Raw genomic sequence first — 15,271 nt, forward strand, 5'->3', positions numbered from 1 at the left:
CTTGGCACATCGGCTTCAGGACTCTTGCGCATCGGAAACATTATGGCTGCCCGCAGGGACGAGCTCGCTCGCGCCTTGCCATCAGCGTCCCTTGGGGTGTCGCTACGCTGTGTCCGCCAACATAAGCCTCGAACTCCGATATGATCGAGCGACCAAGGTCGGGAAGCGGGACGTTCGAAACGACCTCCTCGTTGTCGCCGCCGAACAGCAACGCGACGTGGAGTTAGCCGCAATCCCTTACACGCGCGCCAGCGCGCATGACTCGGGCTGACAGTGGCGTATCCTACTGCGGGATCGCACCAGCAACGGCATCGCGACCAGCCTCCACCACGTGACGGGAACGTAGAATAATCTGACAATTCTCTTTCCTTTATCGGACTGCCTGTGCCATCCCGCTGACAAGACGGGCGGAACGCCTCGCAGGGAGAGAGACATGAGCAAGCTGGCCATCATCGTCGCGGCGCTCGCTGGCGCGGCGGCCTGCCCAGTCGCGAGGGCGCAGACCGCCCCCGCCACGCCAGCCGGCAAGATCTATACCAGCGATCTCGTCACGCGCTGGGGCCGCGCCGTCACCCCGGACAACGCCTGGCGCAGCTATCCCCGCCCGCAGATGAAGCGGGCCAGGTGGCTGAATCTCAACGGCCAGTGGGACTATGCCGTGCGCCCCAAGGCGGCGCCGCAGCCCGCGGCGATGGACGGCAAGATCCTCGTCCCCTTCGCGGTGGAGTCGCGCCTCTCGGGCGTGGCGCGTCCCGTCACGCCCGACGATCGGCTGTGGTACAAGCGCAGCTTCGCGGTGCCCGCCGACTGGCAGGGGCAGCGCGTGCTGCTCCACTTCGGCGCGGTCGACTATGAGGCGAGCATCATGGTCAACGGCAGCCTGGTCGGGACACACCGCGGCGGGTCGGACGCGTTCAGCCTCGACGTCACCGATTATCTGAAGTCGGGCGACAACGAGCTGGTGGTGCAGGTCACCGACCCGACCTCGACCGGCGCGCAGCCGCGCGGCAAGCAGGTGCTCAAGCCCAACAGCATCTGGTACACACCGGTCACCGGCATCTGGCAGACGGTGTGGCTCGAGCCCGTCCCCGCGCTCCACGTCGAGGACATGAAGATCACGCCGGACATCGACCGCGGCACGCTCGCGGTCGACGTCGCGCTCAATCGCAGCGCCGCCGACGATGACGCGGTGCGGATCACCGCCTCGCAGAAGGGCCGCACCGTCGCGACCACGCTGGTGCGTGGCAACCGCCCCGCGACGCTGGCGATCCCCGACGCGCACCTGTGGTCACCCGACGATCCCTTCCTCTACGACCTCAAGGTCGAGCTGGTGAAGGTGCGCAGCCCCTACACGGGGCCGGACAACAGCCCGCATCGCCAGCGCGGTGACTCGATCCTCACCGCGCAGGAGGCGGCGCTGTATCGCACCGCCGCGGTGCAGGGCGGCGCGCGCGACACGGTCGACGGCTATTTCGCAATGCGCAAGAGCTCCATCGGCGCGGGCAAGGTGTCCGGCCAGCCGGTCATGATGCTCAACAACAAGCCGCTCTTCCAGAACGGCACGCTCGATCAGGGCTGGTGGCCCGACGGGCTGCTCACCCCGCCGTCCGAGGAGGCGATCCGCTTCGAGATCGACTATCTCAAGTCCTCCGGCTTCAACATGTTGCGCAAGCACATCAAGGTCGAGCCGGCGCAATATTACTATGAGGCCGATCGGATGGGCATCCTGATCTGGCAGGACATGCCCTCGGGCGAGGAGGACGAGAGCCTCGACCAGTTCGTCCGCCCCTCGTCGCAGGGCGAGGCGCTGATGCCGCAGGAGACCACCAACGAGTTCGAATATGAGCTCACGCGGATGATCAGCGACCTGCGCAACCATCCCTCGATCGTCACCTGGGTCGTCAACAACGAGGGCTGGGGGCAATATGCCTCGACGCGCCTCGCCAAGATGGTCCACGAGCTCGATCCCAGCCGGCTGGTCAACAAGGTATCGGGCTGGCTCGACACCGGCGACGCTGGCTCCGACCTGTACGACATCCACACCTACGAGGACGTGCCGAAGGCACCGACCCACCAGACGCATCGCGCGATCGTGATCGGCGAGTTCGGCGGGATCGGCCTGCCGGTGCCGGGGCATCTCTGGTTCCCGGCGCGCAACAATTGGGGCTACCAGACTGCCAAGGACAAGGCCGACTATCAGGCGCGTTATCAGCGCAAATATGACGAGGTGATCCGCCAGGCGCGCGAGCTCGGGCTGAGCGCGGCGGTCTATACCCAGACCACCGACGTAGAGGGCGAAATCAACGGCCTGCTCACCTACGATCGCGCCGAGAGCAAGCTGCCGCCCGCTACCTTCGCGCGAATCCATGCGCCGCTCCACGCCGCCGAGCCGGGCGCGGGAAAGTAGGAGCGCGGTCTGCATGCAGACGCGATGGTGAACCGTGCTCTGCGCTCGCAGGAGTGCAGATCGACCGGCGTCGCGTTCGTGGCCCCGGTCTCCTGCGTGCGCAGGAGCACGGTCCGTCTCAGACTGACTGATCCGAGCCGTGCCGTACTCCCGCGCCACGCGGGAGCACAAAACGGCAGGCGGTGACGCTTGCCACTCCGGCGTGCGTCGCAGCACGCTGACTGTTCGGACGCGGTGGCTCAGGCGCTCGGCGTCCGCGATCCCTTGCGCAGCAGCGCGGCCCAGCGACGCCAGCCGGTCGGGCGGTGGAAGGTGTCGAGCCCGCGATCGTCGAGCGCGCGGACCAGATCGCGCGTGAGCGAGCGCAGCTGCCGCTCGTTCACCGCCAGGCTGACCCGCTCATAATCCTGCCGCCGCACGTCTTCCGCCGAGCGCGCCAGCTGCAGCGTCACCACGTAGCCGTGGCGGGTGCGGTCGCGCTTCCAGCCGACCAGGATCGCGGGCGCCTCGGTCATTCTATACCCCCCGGTGCGCGCCCGCGCGCGGACGCATCGATGCGTCGGAATGCTGGACCCGCCGACCGATGGTGGCAAGGTGCCGCGATCGGCCGATCGGTCCGGCCGTGCGGCGTTCGATGTAAAATGCGCGGTCTGCTCGTTCGACTTCGGTCTTAACCGCCGGCAGTGAAGCAACGTCGCTAGCACCTGCTTAACCAGATCGGCCGCTGATCGCTCTCGCACGCCCACATCGGGCGAGACGCGGGGGTATAGGCGATGACGCCGGGACGGTGGATGGCAGGAATGGCGGTGATCGCGGCGGCGCTGTCGCTCGCGGCGCCGACCCGCGCCGCCACGCCCGCCGGCACGCGCATCGTCAACACCGCACAGCTGGTCGTCGCCGGCGACGCGCCGCGCGCGATCGACAGCAACACGGTCTCGGTCGCGGTCGACGCGCTGGTCGACGTCGCGCTCGCCGCCGACGCCGCCAGCGTGGCGGTGACCGGCGCCGCGACCCTCCCGGTTGCCTTCACCGTCACCAACAGCGGCAACGCGCCGGCGGGTTATAATCTCACCGCCTCGGTCGACCTGGGAGCGAGCGTCACCGCGATCGTGCCCGACGTCGACGGGAACGGCCGCTACGATCCCGCGATCGACAAGGGCGAGGCCACGGTGACGCTCGCCGCGGGTGCCAGCGCGCGCGTCTTCGTGCTGGTCGCCGGTGCCGCGAACGGCGCGACCGTGGCCGCCACGGCGACCGCGCACGCGGGCAGCGGTGCCGCGGGGACGCTGCTCCCCGCCGCGGGCCCCGCCGGTGCCGACGCGGTGGTGGGGACCAGCGGCGCGCGCGCCAGCGCCACCAGCCGGCTCGCCGCCGACGCTGCCGCGGCGCGGCTCGACAAGGCGCAGTCGGTCGTCGCGCCGGACGGCAGCGCGCGCGCCGTCGTCGGCTCGGTCGTGACGTACACACTGGTCGCTCGCTTCGCGCGCGACTGCCCCGCGGTCGAGGTCAGCGACGTCGTGCCCGACGGCACCCGCTTCGTCGCCGGCAGCATGACGCTCGACGACCGCCCGCTGAGCGACGGGGCCGACGGCGACGTCGCGCGGCTCGACGGCAGCACCGTCCGCGTCGCGCTCGGCGACATGCCTGCCGGCACCACCCGCACCATCCGCTTCAAGGCCATCATCCTGTGAGGAGTCTCCGCATGATCCGTCCGCTCCTGCTGCTCGGCGCGGCGCTCGCCGCGCCCGCCGCTGTCGCCGCAGCCCCCGCCGGCCCGCTCCAGGTCACCTCCAAGGTGCTGGTGGAGAGCAAGCAGCGCGCCGCCGACGGCACCACGCGCGTCGCGCTGGTGCCCGCGAAGCGCGCGGTGCCGGGCGACCGCGTCGTCTTCGTGCTGGCCTATCGCAACACCGGTACGCAGCCGCTCAGCAACATCGTGTTCGACAATCCGGTGCCGCGCGGGGTCGCGTATCGCGCGCCGCTGCCGGGCTCGGTCGCGCCCGAGCTGTCGGTCGACGGTCGCGCCTATGGCGCGCTCGATCAGCTGACCGTCGCGGCGAACGGCGCGCGCCGCGCCGCCGCGGTCGACGACGTGACCCACGTGCGCTGGCGCCTCGCGCGCCCGCTCGCGCCTGGTGCGCAGGGCGAGTTCGCCTTCCAGGCCGCGCTCAAGTGATCCCGAAGACCCACGCTTAACAGGAAGGACCCAACATGTTCGTGAGAAGGGCCATGGCCGTGCTGCTGGCGGGAACAGCCCTCGCCGGTCTCGCCGGAGCGGCGCAGGCGCAGACCGCGGCGGCGCAGCTGACCACCGCCGGCACGCGGATCGACAACACCGCCTCGGTGACCTACTCGGTCAACGGCACCAACCAGTCGACCACGTCGACCACCGCCTCGTTCGTGGTCGACAAGAAGGTCAACTTCACCGTCGTCACGGCGCAGACCGGGCCGACCCAGGTCAATCTGGGCGACCAGAATGCGGTGACGACCTTCCGCGTCACCAACCTGACCAACGACGTGCAGGATTTCCTGCTCGATCCCGATCAGCAGAACATCTCGCTCGGGCTGTTCCCCGGCAGCGACAATTTCGATCTGACGAGCCTGCGCGCCTATGTCGATTCGAACGGCAACGGCCGCTACGACGCGGGAGTCGACACGCAGACCTGGATCGACGAGCTCGCCCCCGACGCCTCGGTCACCGTGTTCATCGTCGGCAACGTCCCCAACCAGGCGGGCGCGCAATATGCCTATGACTCGCTCCGGGTCGTCGCCGCGGCGGGGGGCCAGTCCGGGACGCAGGGCAGCGCGCTGATCGCGACCGACCTCAACCTCAACGGCGCCGACGGCACCGTCGACATCGTCTTCGCCGACGATGACAGCGACGGCGCGCTGCTCGGCGACATCGCGCGCAACGGTCAGGGCCGGGCCTATTCGGGCTATTTCGTCGCGATCAACAACGTCGCGCTGAGCGTCGCCAAATCGGCGCGCGTGCTGGCGGACGGGCTCGGCTCCTCCAATCCCAAGGCGATCCCCGGCGCCACCGTCGAATATTGCCTGCGGGTCAGCAACGCCACGCTCAACGCCAGCGCCAACGGCGTGACGCTGAACGACGTCGTCCCCGCGCACACGACTTACGTGCCCGGCTCGATCTCGATCGGCACGCCGGGCGCGCTCGGCATCGCCTGCGTCGTCAACGGATCGACCGAGGACGACGACTCGGATGACGCGACCGAGACCGACGGCGTGACCGCGTCGTTCGACGGCGTCGCCAAGAAGGTGATCGCCAATGTCGGCACCGTCAGCGGCGGCGGCGCGGTGGCGGCGTCGTTCAAGGTGACGATCGACTAAGCCTCGCTCAGCTCCCGCTCGTCATCCACCCCCGGCGCGCTCGCGCGCGCCGGGCAGGGACCCTGCATGCCCACATCGCGCGCCCTCTCTGCCTTCGCCACGCTGCGCACGCTCGCGGCGGCGACGCTGTGCGCGCTCACCGCGCTGGCGACCGGCGCGGAGGGGCAGCTCGCGCAGGTGAGCAACACCGCGCGGCTCAGCTTCGGCGCGCCCGCCGGCCGCACGACGATCGACTCGAACACCGTCACGCTCGCGGTCGACCGGACAAGACGGCCAAGCTCGCTGAGCTTCCGGCTGCTGCCGATCGGCTATCGGCTCACCGGCATGCACTGCGAACCCGACGCCGCGGCGCCGTTCACCCCGGCGCCGATCGAGGCCGTGGATCTCGCCCGCGCGGCGCCGCTGCGCACGATCGATACCAAGCAGCCGATGATCATCGTGCTCGACGCCGCGGCGGACAACCACGATCCCGCCGTACGCGAGACCGACTGGATCGACGTCACCACTGACTCACGCACCGTCAAGCTGCCGTTGCTCGAGACCGGGCCGAACACCGGCGTCTTCGCCGGCGGCGTGCCGGGCGGCGGCACCCAGCTTGAGCTCGCTGCCTGCGACCCGACCCGCAATCGCGGCATGCGGCTGCGCATGTCGTACGCGGGCAACGCGCTGAGCATGGCGTCGGAGGCGTCGGTGCTGGTCGATCCGGCCGGCTACGTGTTCGACTCGGCCACCGGCGCGCTGGTCGACGGCGCCGAGGTGACGCTGCTCGACGGGGACGGCCATGTCGCGCAGGTCTACGGCGACGACGGCGTCAGCGCCTATCCCGCGACTGTCATCAGCGGCGGCTCGGCGCATGATTCGAGCGGCCGCGAGTATCGCTTCACCACCGGCAACTACCGCTTCCCGCTCGTCGCGCCGGGCACCTACCACCTGCGCATCGTCCCGCCCGCCAATTATGTCGCGCCATCGACGCGCGACCCCGCCGAGCTGGCGCGGCTGCTCGACCCGGGGGGGCGGCCGTACATGATCAACGCCGCGTCGTTCGGCGCAGGCTTCACCATCACCACGCCCGATCCCTTCTACTCCGATATCCCGCTCGATCGCACCGGCGACACCATCCTACTGCTGAGCAAGACCGCCTCGACGCGCGAGGCTGCGCCGGGCGACGTCGTGCAATATCGCGTCACCATCACGAACCGCGGCGAGCAGGCGGCGCGCGCCGTCTCGGTCACCGATCTGCTGCCCGCCGGCCTGCGCTACCAGCGCGGCTCGACCCGCGGGGTCGCCGAGCCAGAGCTCGCGCCGGATGGGCGGAAGCTCAGCTTCGCGGTGCCGGAGATCGCGGCGCATGCGACCGTCGAGCTGCGCTACACCGTCTCCATCGCCGCCGGCGCCAAGCCCGGCGACACGGTCAACCGCGTGCTCGCCAGCGGCAGCGCAGGGGCCACCGGCAACGAGGCCGCGGCGGCGGTGCGGATCCGGCCGCTGCTCTTCTCCGACGGCTTCACCGTCATCGGCCGCGTGACCGAGGGCGACTGCCGCGACCCGGTGGCGGGGCGGCGCGGCGTGCCCGGTATCCGGCTGCTGCTCGAGGACGGCACCTATGTCGTCACCGACAAGGACGGCCTGTACCATCTCGAGGGGGTGCGCCCGGGCCGCCACGTCGTCGCGCTCGACCGCGATTCCGTGCCCGCCAGCCACGCCCCGGTGGCATGCGACGCCGACACCCGCCAGGCCGGCAGCGCCACCTCGCGCTTTGTCGAGAGTGAGGGCGGGCTGCTGAAGCGAGTCGATTTCCAGCTCCGCCCGACCGGCCGCACCGCCGCCGCGGCGGCCGCGCTGCCGGTGCCGGTGCTCGCCGACGCCGCCGCGGCGGGCGCCGCGCGCGACTGGTTCGCCGGCCAGGCGCCGGGCATCGCCTTCCTGTTCCCCGAGCCCGAGCATAACCCGCGCGCGCCCGCCGTCCGCGTCGCGATCAAGCACCTGCCCGGCCAGCGCGTCGCGTTGACGATCAACGGCGAGCCGAGCGACCCGCTCGCGTTCGACGGCACCGACCTGGACCCCACCCGCACCATCGCGGTGGCGCGCTGGTCGGGTGTGCCGCTGCGCGCGGGGGATAACCAGCTCGTCGCGCGCGTGCTCGGCGCAGACGGTGCGGTCGCGGCGACGCTGACCCGCACCGTCCACACGTCCGGCGCGCCCGCGCAGGTCGTCGCGGTGGCCGAGAAGAGCCGGCTGGTGGCCGACGGGCTCGCCCGCCCGCTGCTCGCGCTGCGCGTCACCGACGCGAGCGGGCGCCCGGTACGCGCAGGCACGCTGCTCACCGTGCGCGTCGACGCGCCCTACGCCGTGGCGGAAGAGGTCGCGATCGCGCAGGAGCGCCGCCAGGTCGCAGACGGCGGCACCCACAGCGCGCAGGTGGTCGGCGACGACGGTTATGCCTTCGTCGCGCTCGAGCCGACGATGCAGAGCGGCGCGGTGCGCGCGCACGTGGAGATCGCCGACCGCGACACGCGCCGCACCGTCGACCTCACCGGCTGGCTCGCCGCCCCGGCGCGAAGCTGGACCGTCGTCGGCTTCGGCGCCGGCACGCTCGGCTATGATACGCTGCGCCGCCACGGCGGCACGCTGCCCGCCGGCGTGCGCGGCGGCACGGTGCGCGACGGCCAGCTCGCGCTCTACGCCAAGGGGCGGATCAAGGGTTCGTGGCTGGCGACGATCGCCTATGACAGCGATCGCCGCCGCGACCCGACGCGCGGTCTGCTCGGCACGATCGATCCCGACCGCTACTACACCGTCTACGGTGACGGCACGCGCCAGGGCTATGACGCCGCGACCGATCGCAAGCTGTACCTGCGGCTGGAGCGGCGCGAGTTCTACGCGCTGTTCGGCGACTATGAGACCGGGCTGACGCAGACCCGGCTCGGCCGTTACAGCCGCACGCTCAACGGGCTGAAGGCCGAATATGACGGCGAGCGCCTGCTGTTCAGCGCCTTCGCTGCGCACACCGACGAGCGCTACGCGCGCGACGAGATCGCAGGCAATGGGCTAAGCGGGCCGTACCGGCTGATGGCGCGCGACATCGTGCCCAACAGCGACAAGCTGCGGATCGAGGTGCGCGACCGCTTCCGCCCCGACCGCATCGTCGCGACGACGCAGATGACGCGCCACCTCGACTATGACATCGACGCCGCGGCGGGCACGATCCGCTTCCGCGAGCCGGTGCTGACGCGCGACGCCGCGCTCAACCCGGTGGTGATCGTGGTCGATTATGAGACCTATGGCTCCGGTCGCAAGAAGGTGGCGGGTGCGCGCGGCGCGGTGCGGCTGGCGAGCGGCAAGGTCGAGCTCGGCGCCACCGCGCTGCACGACGAGACCACCGCCACCGCCGACCTCGTCGCGGTCGACGTCAAGGCACATGCCGGCGCGGCGACCGAGCTGCGCGCCGAGGCCGCGACGGGCGGGCGCGGCGGGTTCGGCGCGGGCCGCGCCTGGCTCGCCGAGGCGGAGCATCACGGCGCGCGCGGCGACCTGCTCGTCTACGCGCGCCAGCAGGATCGCGGCTTCGGCGTGTCGCAGCAGAACGTCGTGGACGCCGGCGCGCGCCGCCTCGGCGCCGACGGCCGCGTCCAGCTCAGCGGTGCCCTGTCGCTCACCGCGACCGGCTGGTACCAGCAGCAGCTCGACGCGCCGGGCAGCCGCAGCGCGCTCGACGCGCGGCTCGAGTGGCGCCGCGAGACGGGCGCGCTGTTCGCCGGCGCGCAGCTCGCGTCCGATCGCGGCGTCGACGGCCAGGCGCGCGACTCGCGGCTGCTGACGCTCGGCGGCACGCGCGCGGTGCTCGACGGCAAGCTGACCCTGACCGGCCAGACCCAGGTGGCGCCCGGCGGTGACAAAGCCAGCGTCGACTTCCCGGTGCGCCATCAGCTCAGCGCCGCCTATCGCGTCGCACCGACGGTGCGGCTGATCGGCGGCTATGAGATCGCCGAGGGCAGCAGCTACACCGCGCAGACCGCCCGGCTCGGCTTAGACGTCGCGCCCTGGACCGGCGGCAAGCTGATGAGCACGCTCAACCAGCAGGCGGTCGGCAGCGAGAACGCGCAGCGCGTCTTCGCGCAATATGGGCTCAGCCAGTCGCTGCCGCTCGGCTCGCGCTGGATCGTCGACGCGACGCTCGACGCGAGCAGCACGCTGCGCGGCCACCTGCCCGAGGGTGCCACCGTCAACGCCTTCCAGTCGGGCGTGACCGGCACCGCCACGCAGGACGGCACGGGCGCGGACTATGCCGCGGTGACGCTCGGCGCGAGCTATCGCGCGGGGCGCTGGTCGTGGAACGGTCGGGCCGAATATCGCGCCAGCGACGCCGGCGACCGGCTCGGGCTCACCAGCAGCGCGCTGCGCTCGCTCGGCGAGGGGCGGACACTCGCGGCGGGGCTGCGCTGGTACAGCGTGACGCAGTCGCCCGACGCCAGGGCCAGCTCGCTCGCGGGCGATGTCGCGCTGGCGTGGCGCCCGCTCGACGGCCGCTGGTCGCTGCTGGAGCGGCTCTCGCTGCGCCACGACCAGGCCGACGCGGGTGTCACCGACCGCAACGTGCTCGGCGTCGATACGGGCGGCGGTGCCTTCCAGGCGACGCTGCGCACGATCAACAACGTCGCGCTCAACTACCGAAGCGGCGCCGAGGGCGAGGGCCACGGGACCGAGCTGACGCTGTATCACGGCATCAAATGGGTGCGCGGCAGCTTCGGGGCCGACGACTACACCGGGCTCACCCAGGTGGTCGGCGTCGAGCTGCGGCGCGATCTCGGCCGCCGGTTCGATCTCGGGGTGCAGGGTTCGGTGCAGCACGGTATCTCGAGCCACACCATGGCCTTCAGCGCCGGGCCGAACGTGGGCGTGTCGCCGGCACGTGACCTGTGGATCAGCGCGGGCTATAACGTCAGCGGCTATCGTGACCGCGACTTCGGTCAGGATCGCTATACGCGGCGGGGGCCGTATGTGACGCTGCGGTTGAAGTTCGATCGCGACAGCGTCGGATCATTGTTGGGGCGGGCAGGATGATTAATCACGCGGCGCGCTGGCGCATGACGGAGGACGGGATGAGCCAGGGGGCCGATCAGGTGCCGTCGCGCGCGGGCGAGGAGCAGCGCGCCGCGCCGCGCGAGCGCACGCTCTACGCGCTGGGTCGCCTGATGGTCGCGGGACGGCAGCACGTCTGCACCGTCCGCAATCTCGGGCCGGGCGGTGCGGGGATCGAGCTCGATCCGCCGCCCGCGGTCGGCACGGCGGCGACGATCGAGACGCGCGGGCTGATCGCGCGCGCCGCCACGGTGCGCTGGGTACGCGAGACGATGGTGGGGCTGAGCTTCGACGAGCCGCTCGGTGAGGAGGCGCTGCGCGCGGTGGCCGAAACGCCGCGCAGCCCGCGGTTCCGCTACGACGGCCCGGTCGAGCTCGTCACCGACGCGCGGCTCACCGAGCATCGCGCGATCGACCTCGGGCTCGGCGGCGTACGCGTCGCGGGTGCGCCGCCGGCCGACGCCGGCAGCGCGATCGAGGTGGTGATCGACGCCGAGCTGGTCGTCCGCGGCAAGCTCGCCTGGGCCGGGGACGAGGCGTTCGCGATCGAGTTCGCCGCTCCCCTCAGCGTGCGCCAGCTCGCCGGTGCGATCGCGCGGCTGGAGGCGACGCTCAGCCGCTGAGCAGCGCGAGGATCTGCGCGGACAGCGACAGCGGGTCGAACGGCTTGACGATCACGCCCCGCGCGCCGATCGCGCGCAGCGCTGCGACGTCGCGCTCGCGACCGTGCGCGGTCATGAAGATCACCGGCAGACCGGGGCTGCGGTCGTGCAGCGCGGCGAGCAGCGCAGGACCGTCCATGTCGGGCATCGACACGTCGAGCAGCGCGGCGTCGGGATGCGTCGCGGCGAGCGCGTTCAATGCCTCGCCCGCGCTGGCGGCGACGCGCAGCTCGATCGTCGGGTCGAGCCCCAGCGCCAGCTCGACGATGGTGCGGATATCGGGATCATCGTCGACGAAGAGCAGGCGCAGCGACATCAGGCGTCCACCGGCGCGTGACTCTCGGCGAGCAGCCGCCGCACCGTCGCAACCAGCTCAGGCAGGTCGTGGCGTCCCTTGGTGAGCACCACCGCCGCGCGGGCAGCGAGCGCGGGCGGTACCACCTGGCCCGAGTAGATCACCACCGGCACCGGCGCGCCGCTCGCGTCGACCAGCTCGGGCGCGAGCTCGGGCCCGTGGCCGTCGACCACCTGCATGTCGAGCAGCGCGAGGTCCGGCGCGCCGTCGCGCAGCAGCGCGCGCGCCATGGCGAGGCTCGCCGCCGGCAGCACGCGCGCGACTCCGGCGAGCGCCGCGGCGACGGTATCGCGGACGTCGGGGTCGTCGTCGAGGTGAAGCAGCAGCGGCAGCGGCAGCGGCGCGTCGGAGGCGGGCGCGTCTCCGGGCTCCGTTCCTGGTGATGGCAGAGCGAAAGCGAAGCGCGTACCGCCGCCGTCGCGATCCTCGAACCAGATCGTCCCGTCGTGGCGGCGGACGATCTCGCGCGAGATCGCCAGCCCCAGCCCCGAGGCGGGCGCATGGGTCGCGGCGCGGCCGCTCTCAAATCGCTCGAACAGCCGCGGCCGCACCGCCGCCGGCACGCCCTCGCCGCGATCCTCGACCGCGATCAGCGCGCGCCCGGCCTCGACTCGTGCCGCGATCGTCACCGTGGCGCCCGCAGGGGACGCGTGGATAGCATTGGAGACGAGGTTGGTGACGACCTGCAGCAGCCGCTCCGCGTCGCCCTCGACCGGCACGGGGGCGCCCGCGGACGCGTCGGCCAGCACCACGTCCCGGCTGCGCGCGAGGCCGTCGCTGTCGAGCGCGGCGCGCGCCACCACCTCGCGGAGGTCGAGCGGCGTGCGCGCCATCGCCAGCTGGCCGGACTCGATCCGGTCGATGTCGAGTAAATCGTTGATCAGCCGGATCAGCCGCCGCGCGTTATTGTCGGCGATGTCGACCAGCCGCGCCGCCTGCGGCGGCAGGTCCGCCGCGGCACCGCCACGCAGCAACGCGAGCGACCCGACCACCGAGGTGAGGGGGGTACGCAGCTCGTGTCCGATCGTGGAGATCAACTCGTCCTTGGCGCGCTCGACCCGCGCGCGCTCGGAGGCGTCGCGCAGCGACAGCACGAGATGGTCGCCGCTCGGCACGCGCATCACGCCGATCGCCACGTCGACGTGCCGCTCGCTGCCATCGCGGTGGCGCGCGACCCGGTCGGTGAGGAGGGGGCGATCGAGCCGGCCATCGTCCAGCCCGATACGCTCGTGGAAGCCGCCGCTGCCCTCGGCGATGCGCAGCACCGTGGCGACATCGCGCCGCTCCAGCTCCTCGGGGGTATAACCGAGTAGCGCGCCGGCGGCGTCGTTGATCATCTCGATCGTACCGCTGGGATTGAGGATCAGCAGCGCGTCGCTGGTGCCGCGCAGGATCGCGGCATTGCGCTCGCCCTTCTCATAGGCGTCGAGCGCGGCATCGTATGCTTCGCGACGCGAGCGCCACAGCGAGCGAAGCGTCAGTGCCAGCGCCAGTGTCAACATCGCGCCGGTGGCGAGCAGCAGCAGCCGCAGTTCGCTCCGCTGCCGCGCGAAGGCGGCGCGGCGTTCGGCGGTCAGCGCCCGCTCGCTGACACCGGCGCGCGCGAGCGCGGCGCGCAGCCGGTCCATGACACGCCGCCCCTCGCCGTCGGCCACCGCAGCACGCGCGGCCTCGCGCCGGCCGGCGCGAGACAGCGCCAGCGTGCGATCGAGCTCGGCGAACTTGGTGTCGATCAGCGCTGCCACTTCCGGATCAGCGACCCCCTCCACCGCACGTAGCCGGGTGACGAAGCGGCGGGCAGGCGCATAGGGACCGAGAAAGGCGGCATTGCCGGTGAGCAGATAACCGCGCTGCGCGGTCTCGGCGTCCTTCATGGCGGAGAGCAGCATCACCTGCGCGCGCTCACGATCAAACGAACGCGCCGCGGCCGATTGCAGCCGAAGCGAGCGCGCATATTCTGAGTCGGTCCAGGCGATCAGCGCCGCCACCAGCAGCGGGGCGAGCACGGCGACCAGCAGGAAGCGCCGACGCGAGGGCGGCCGCGGTCGCGTCCCCGCGCTCACTTGGGCGTGGCGCCGAGCAGCGGCTGTACCGCCAGCATCGCCTGCGCGCGGTTGGTCACGCCCAACTTGCGGAAGATCGCGGTCATATGCGCCTTGATCGTGGCCTCGGTGACGTCGAGGTCGCGCGCGAGCTGCTTGTTCGAGCGACCGTCGGCGAGCGCGATCAGCACGCCGCGCTGCGCCGGCGATAGCGTCTCGATCCGCGCGCGCAGGTCGCCGAGTTGGGGCGCGGCGCCGCTGATCGGCGGGAAAGCGGTCTGGCCCGAGTCGATCCGGCGCAGCCGCTCGGCCAAGGCGTCGAGCGGCAGGCTCTTGAACAGATAGCCGGCGGCACCGAGCGCGCGCGCCGCCTCGACCAGCGAGGGCTCCTCGCTGGCGGTAACGAGCACGACCGGGGTGCGCGGCGCGTGCATCTGCAAGGTCAGCAGGCCCGAGAAGCCGTTCGCGTCGGGCAGGTGGAAGTCGAGCAGGATGATGCGGAACGGTCCGCGGGCGGCAGCCTCGCTCGCCTCGCTCACGGTGCCCACCGCGACGACCGAGACGCCCGGCAGCGCCGCGCGTGCGGCAAGCGACAATCCCTCGCGCGTCAGCGGGTGATCGTCAGCGACGAGGGCGCGGCCCCCTAATCTCTGCTCCTGTTCTGGCATCATACCGACTTCATTATCTTTTTTGTGGCAGAAAGGGTTTCGCGACGGGGCCGCTCTGTCGAGCGATTTTTCGACCAGAACGGTGGAAGTTTGATGCGGATAAAGAAGAATCACTGTCTCATGCTCGTCGGGCCCGCCGCGGCGACGCTGAACGTCGGCGGCTGGCGGCTGTGCGATGGGGCGGCCGATCCGCGTGTCGGCGCCGAGGCGCCCGACGCCGCGCTCGTCGCGATCACGCCCGGGGCGCCGTCGCCCACGCGGGTTCGTGCGCTCGCCGACGTGCCGTGTCTCCCGGTGCTCGCGCTCGCGCCGGACGACTGGATCGAACGGCACGACTGGCGCGCGCTCGGCTATGACGCGGCAGTGCCGGCGGAGGCATTGCCAGAGGCGCTCGCCGACGCGCTCGCGGATTGGCACCGCGACGCCACGCTGGCGACGCTCGACCGGCTCGAGGCGAGTTTCGGTGCCGCCGAGGTGGCGGCGCTGGTCGAGCGCTTCAGCGTGATGCTCACCGCCGCGCGCGACGAGCACGATCTGGCGGCGCTGGCGGACATGGCGCATCGAGTCGCGGGGATTGCGGGGACGCTCGGCTTCGCCGCGCTCGGGCGGCTGTGGCTGCGCTTCTCCGAGGGCGAGACCGGGTTGGCCGACAGCGCGCGCCGCGCCGCGGCCCACGCGATCGAAACGATCGCGCGGCGCGGCTGAGCCGC

The 15,271-nt window shown here is 71.8% G+C and carries 11 protein-coding genes; 7 read left to right on the forward strand and 4 right to left on the reverse strand.

The features are described from left to right. Positions 1-433: 433 nt before the first annotated feature. Entirely contained in the window at positions 434-2,407 is a 1,974-nt protein-coding gene (locus FHY03_RS15445; RefSeq protein WP_183923597.1) for a glycoside hydrolase family 2 protein, read from the forward strand. 239 nt (positions 2,408-2,646) lie between these two features. Here the strand turns inward: FHY03_RS15445 and FHY03_RS15450 are convergent, their stop codons facing one another. Continuing rightward, positions 2,647-2,922, reverse strand: coding sequence for a hypothetical protein (locus FHY03_RS15450; RefSeq protein WP_183923595.1), 276 nt, complete (start codon positions 2,920-2,922; stop codon positions 2,647-2,649). A 276-nt stretch (positions 2,923-3,198) separates the two neighbouring features. Between FHY03_RS15450 and FHY03_RS15455 the strand changes: the two genes are divergently transcribed. The 5 genes from FHY03_RS15455 to FHY03_RS15475 all read left to right on the forward strand — a co-directional run bounded on the left by FHY03_RS15455 (position 3,199) and on the right by FHY03_RS15475 (position 11,457). After that, complete coding sequence (locus tag FHY03_RS15455; RefSeq protein WP_183931620.1) at positions 3,199-4,098, forward strand: hypothetical protein; 900 nt, start codon at positions 3,199-3,201, stop codon at positions 4,096-4,098. A gap of 11 nt (positions 4,099-4,109) precedes the next feature. Beyond that, positions 4,110-4,583 (forward strand): DUF11 domain-containing protein, encoded by a 474-nt coding sequence (locus FHY03_RS15460; protein ID WP_183923591.1) that lies wholly within the window; start codon positions 4,110-4,112, stop codon positions 4,581-4,583. A 53-nt stretch (positions 4,584-4,636) separates the two neighbouring features. Continuing rightward, positions 4,637-5,755 (forward strand): hypothetical protein, encoded by a 1,119-nt coding sequence (locus tag FHY03_RS15465; protein ID WP_221190259.1) that lies wholly within the window; start codon positions 4,637-4,639, stop codon positions 5,753-5,755. Between the two features lie 66 nt (positions 5,756-5,821). Beyond that, on the forward strand, positions 5,822-10,816 hold the full coding sequence (locus FHY03_RS15470; RefSeq protein WP_183931621.1) for a DUF11 domain-containing protein: 4,995 nt from the start codon (positions 5,822-5,824) through the stop codon (positions 10,814-10,816). A gap of 38 nt (positions 10,817-10,854) precedes the next feature. Beyond that, a complete protein-coding gene (locus FHY03_RS15475) occupies positions 10,855-11,457 on the forward strand; it encodes a PilZ domain-containing protein (protein WP_183923587.1) in 603 nt (200 codons plus the stop codon). Here the strand turns inward: FHY03_RS15475 and FHY03_RS15480 are convergent. The 3 genes from FHY03_RS15480 to FHY03_RS15490 are packed head-to-tail and all read right to left on the reverse strand — an operon-like array spanning position 11,447 to position 14,564. Further along, entirely contained in the window at positions 11,447-11,812 is a 366-nt protein-coding gene (locus FHY03_RS15480; RefSeq protein ID WP_183923585.1) for a response regulator, read from the reverse strand. The genes FHY03_RS15475 and FHY03_RS15480 overlap by 11 nt on opposite strands. Next, the gene (locus tag FHY03_RS15485; protein ID WP_183931622.1) at positions 11,812-13,914 is read right to left on the reverse strand and encodes an ATP-binding protein; all 2,103 of its coding nucleotides are present in this window, start codon (positions 13,912-13,914) and stop codon (positions 11,812-11,814) included. Before FHY03_RS15485 ends, FHY03_RS15480 begins: the two co-directional genes overlap by 1 nt. Next, positions 13,911-14,564: a response regulator transcription factor gene (locus tag FHY03_RS15490; protein ID WP_260159318.1), complete on the reverse strand. Its 654-nt coding sequence runs from the start codon at positions 14,562-14,564 to the stop codon at positions 13,911-13,913. Before FHY03_RS15490 ends, FHY03_RS15485 begins: the two co-directional genes overlap by 4 nt. A gap of 117 nt (positions 14,565-14,681) precedes the next feature. Between FHY03_RS15490 and FHY03_RS15495 the strand changes: the two genes are divergently transcribed. After that, positions 14,682-15,266 (forward strand): hypothetical protein, encoded by a 585-nt coding sequence (locus FHY03_RS15495; RefSeq protein WP_183931623.1) that lies wholly within the window; start codon positions 14,682-14,684, stop codon positions 15,264-15,266. Positions 15,267-15,271 lie beyond the last annotated feature (5 nt).

It is taken from the genome of Sphingomonas sp. BK345, from assembly GCF_014193845.1.
GTDB lineage: Bacteria > Pseudomonadota > Alphaproteobacteria > Sphingomonadales > Sphingomonadaceae > Sphingomonas.

Bases quoted from the DNA above. Each gene is read 5' to 3' on its own strand.
- FHY03_RS15445 (WP_183923597.1), top strand. From the start codon at position 434: ATGAGCAAGCTGGCCATCATCGTCGCGGCGCTCGCTGGCGCGGCGGCC.
- FHY03_RS15490 (WP_260159318.1), bottom strand. From the start codon at position 14,564: ATGATGCCAGAACAGGAGCAGAGATTAGGGGGCCGCGCCCTCGTCGCT.
- FHY03_RS15470 (WP_183931621.1), top strand. From the start codon at position 5,822: ATGCCCACATCGCGCGCCCTCTCTGCCTTCGCCACGCTGCGCACGCTC.
- FHY03_RS15455 (WP_183931620.1), top strand. From the start codon at position 3,199: ATGGCAGGAATGGCGGTGATCGCGGCGGCGCTGTCGCTCGCGGCGCCG.
- FHY03_RS15460 (WP_183923591.1), top strand. From the start codon at position 4,110: ATGATCCGTCCGCTCCTGCTGCTCGGCGCGGCGCTCGCCGCGCCCGCC.
- FHY03_RS15480 (WP_183923585.1), bottom strand. From the start codon at position 11,812: ATGTCGCTGCGCCTGCTCTTCGTCGACGATGATCCCGATATCCGCACC.
- FHY03_RS15465 (WP_221190259.1), top strand. From the start codon at position 4,637: ATGGCCGTGCTGCTGGCGGGAACAGCCCTCGCCGGTCTCGCCGGAGCG.
- FHY03_RS15495 (WP_183931623.1), top strand. From the start codon at position 14,682: ATGCTCGTCGGGCCCGCCGCGGCGACGCTGAACGTCGGCGGCTGGCGG.
- FHY03_RS15475 (WP_183923587.1), top strand. From the start codon at position 10,855: ATGAGCCAGGGGGCCGATCAGGTGCCGTCGCGCGCGGGCGAGGAGCAG.
- FHY03_RS15450 (WP_183923595.1), bottom strand. From the start codon at position 2,922: ATGACCGAGGCGCCCGCGATCCTGGTCGGCTGGAAGCGCGACCGCACC.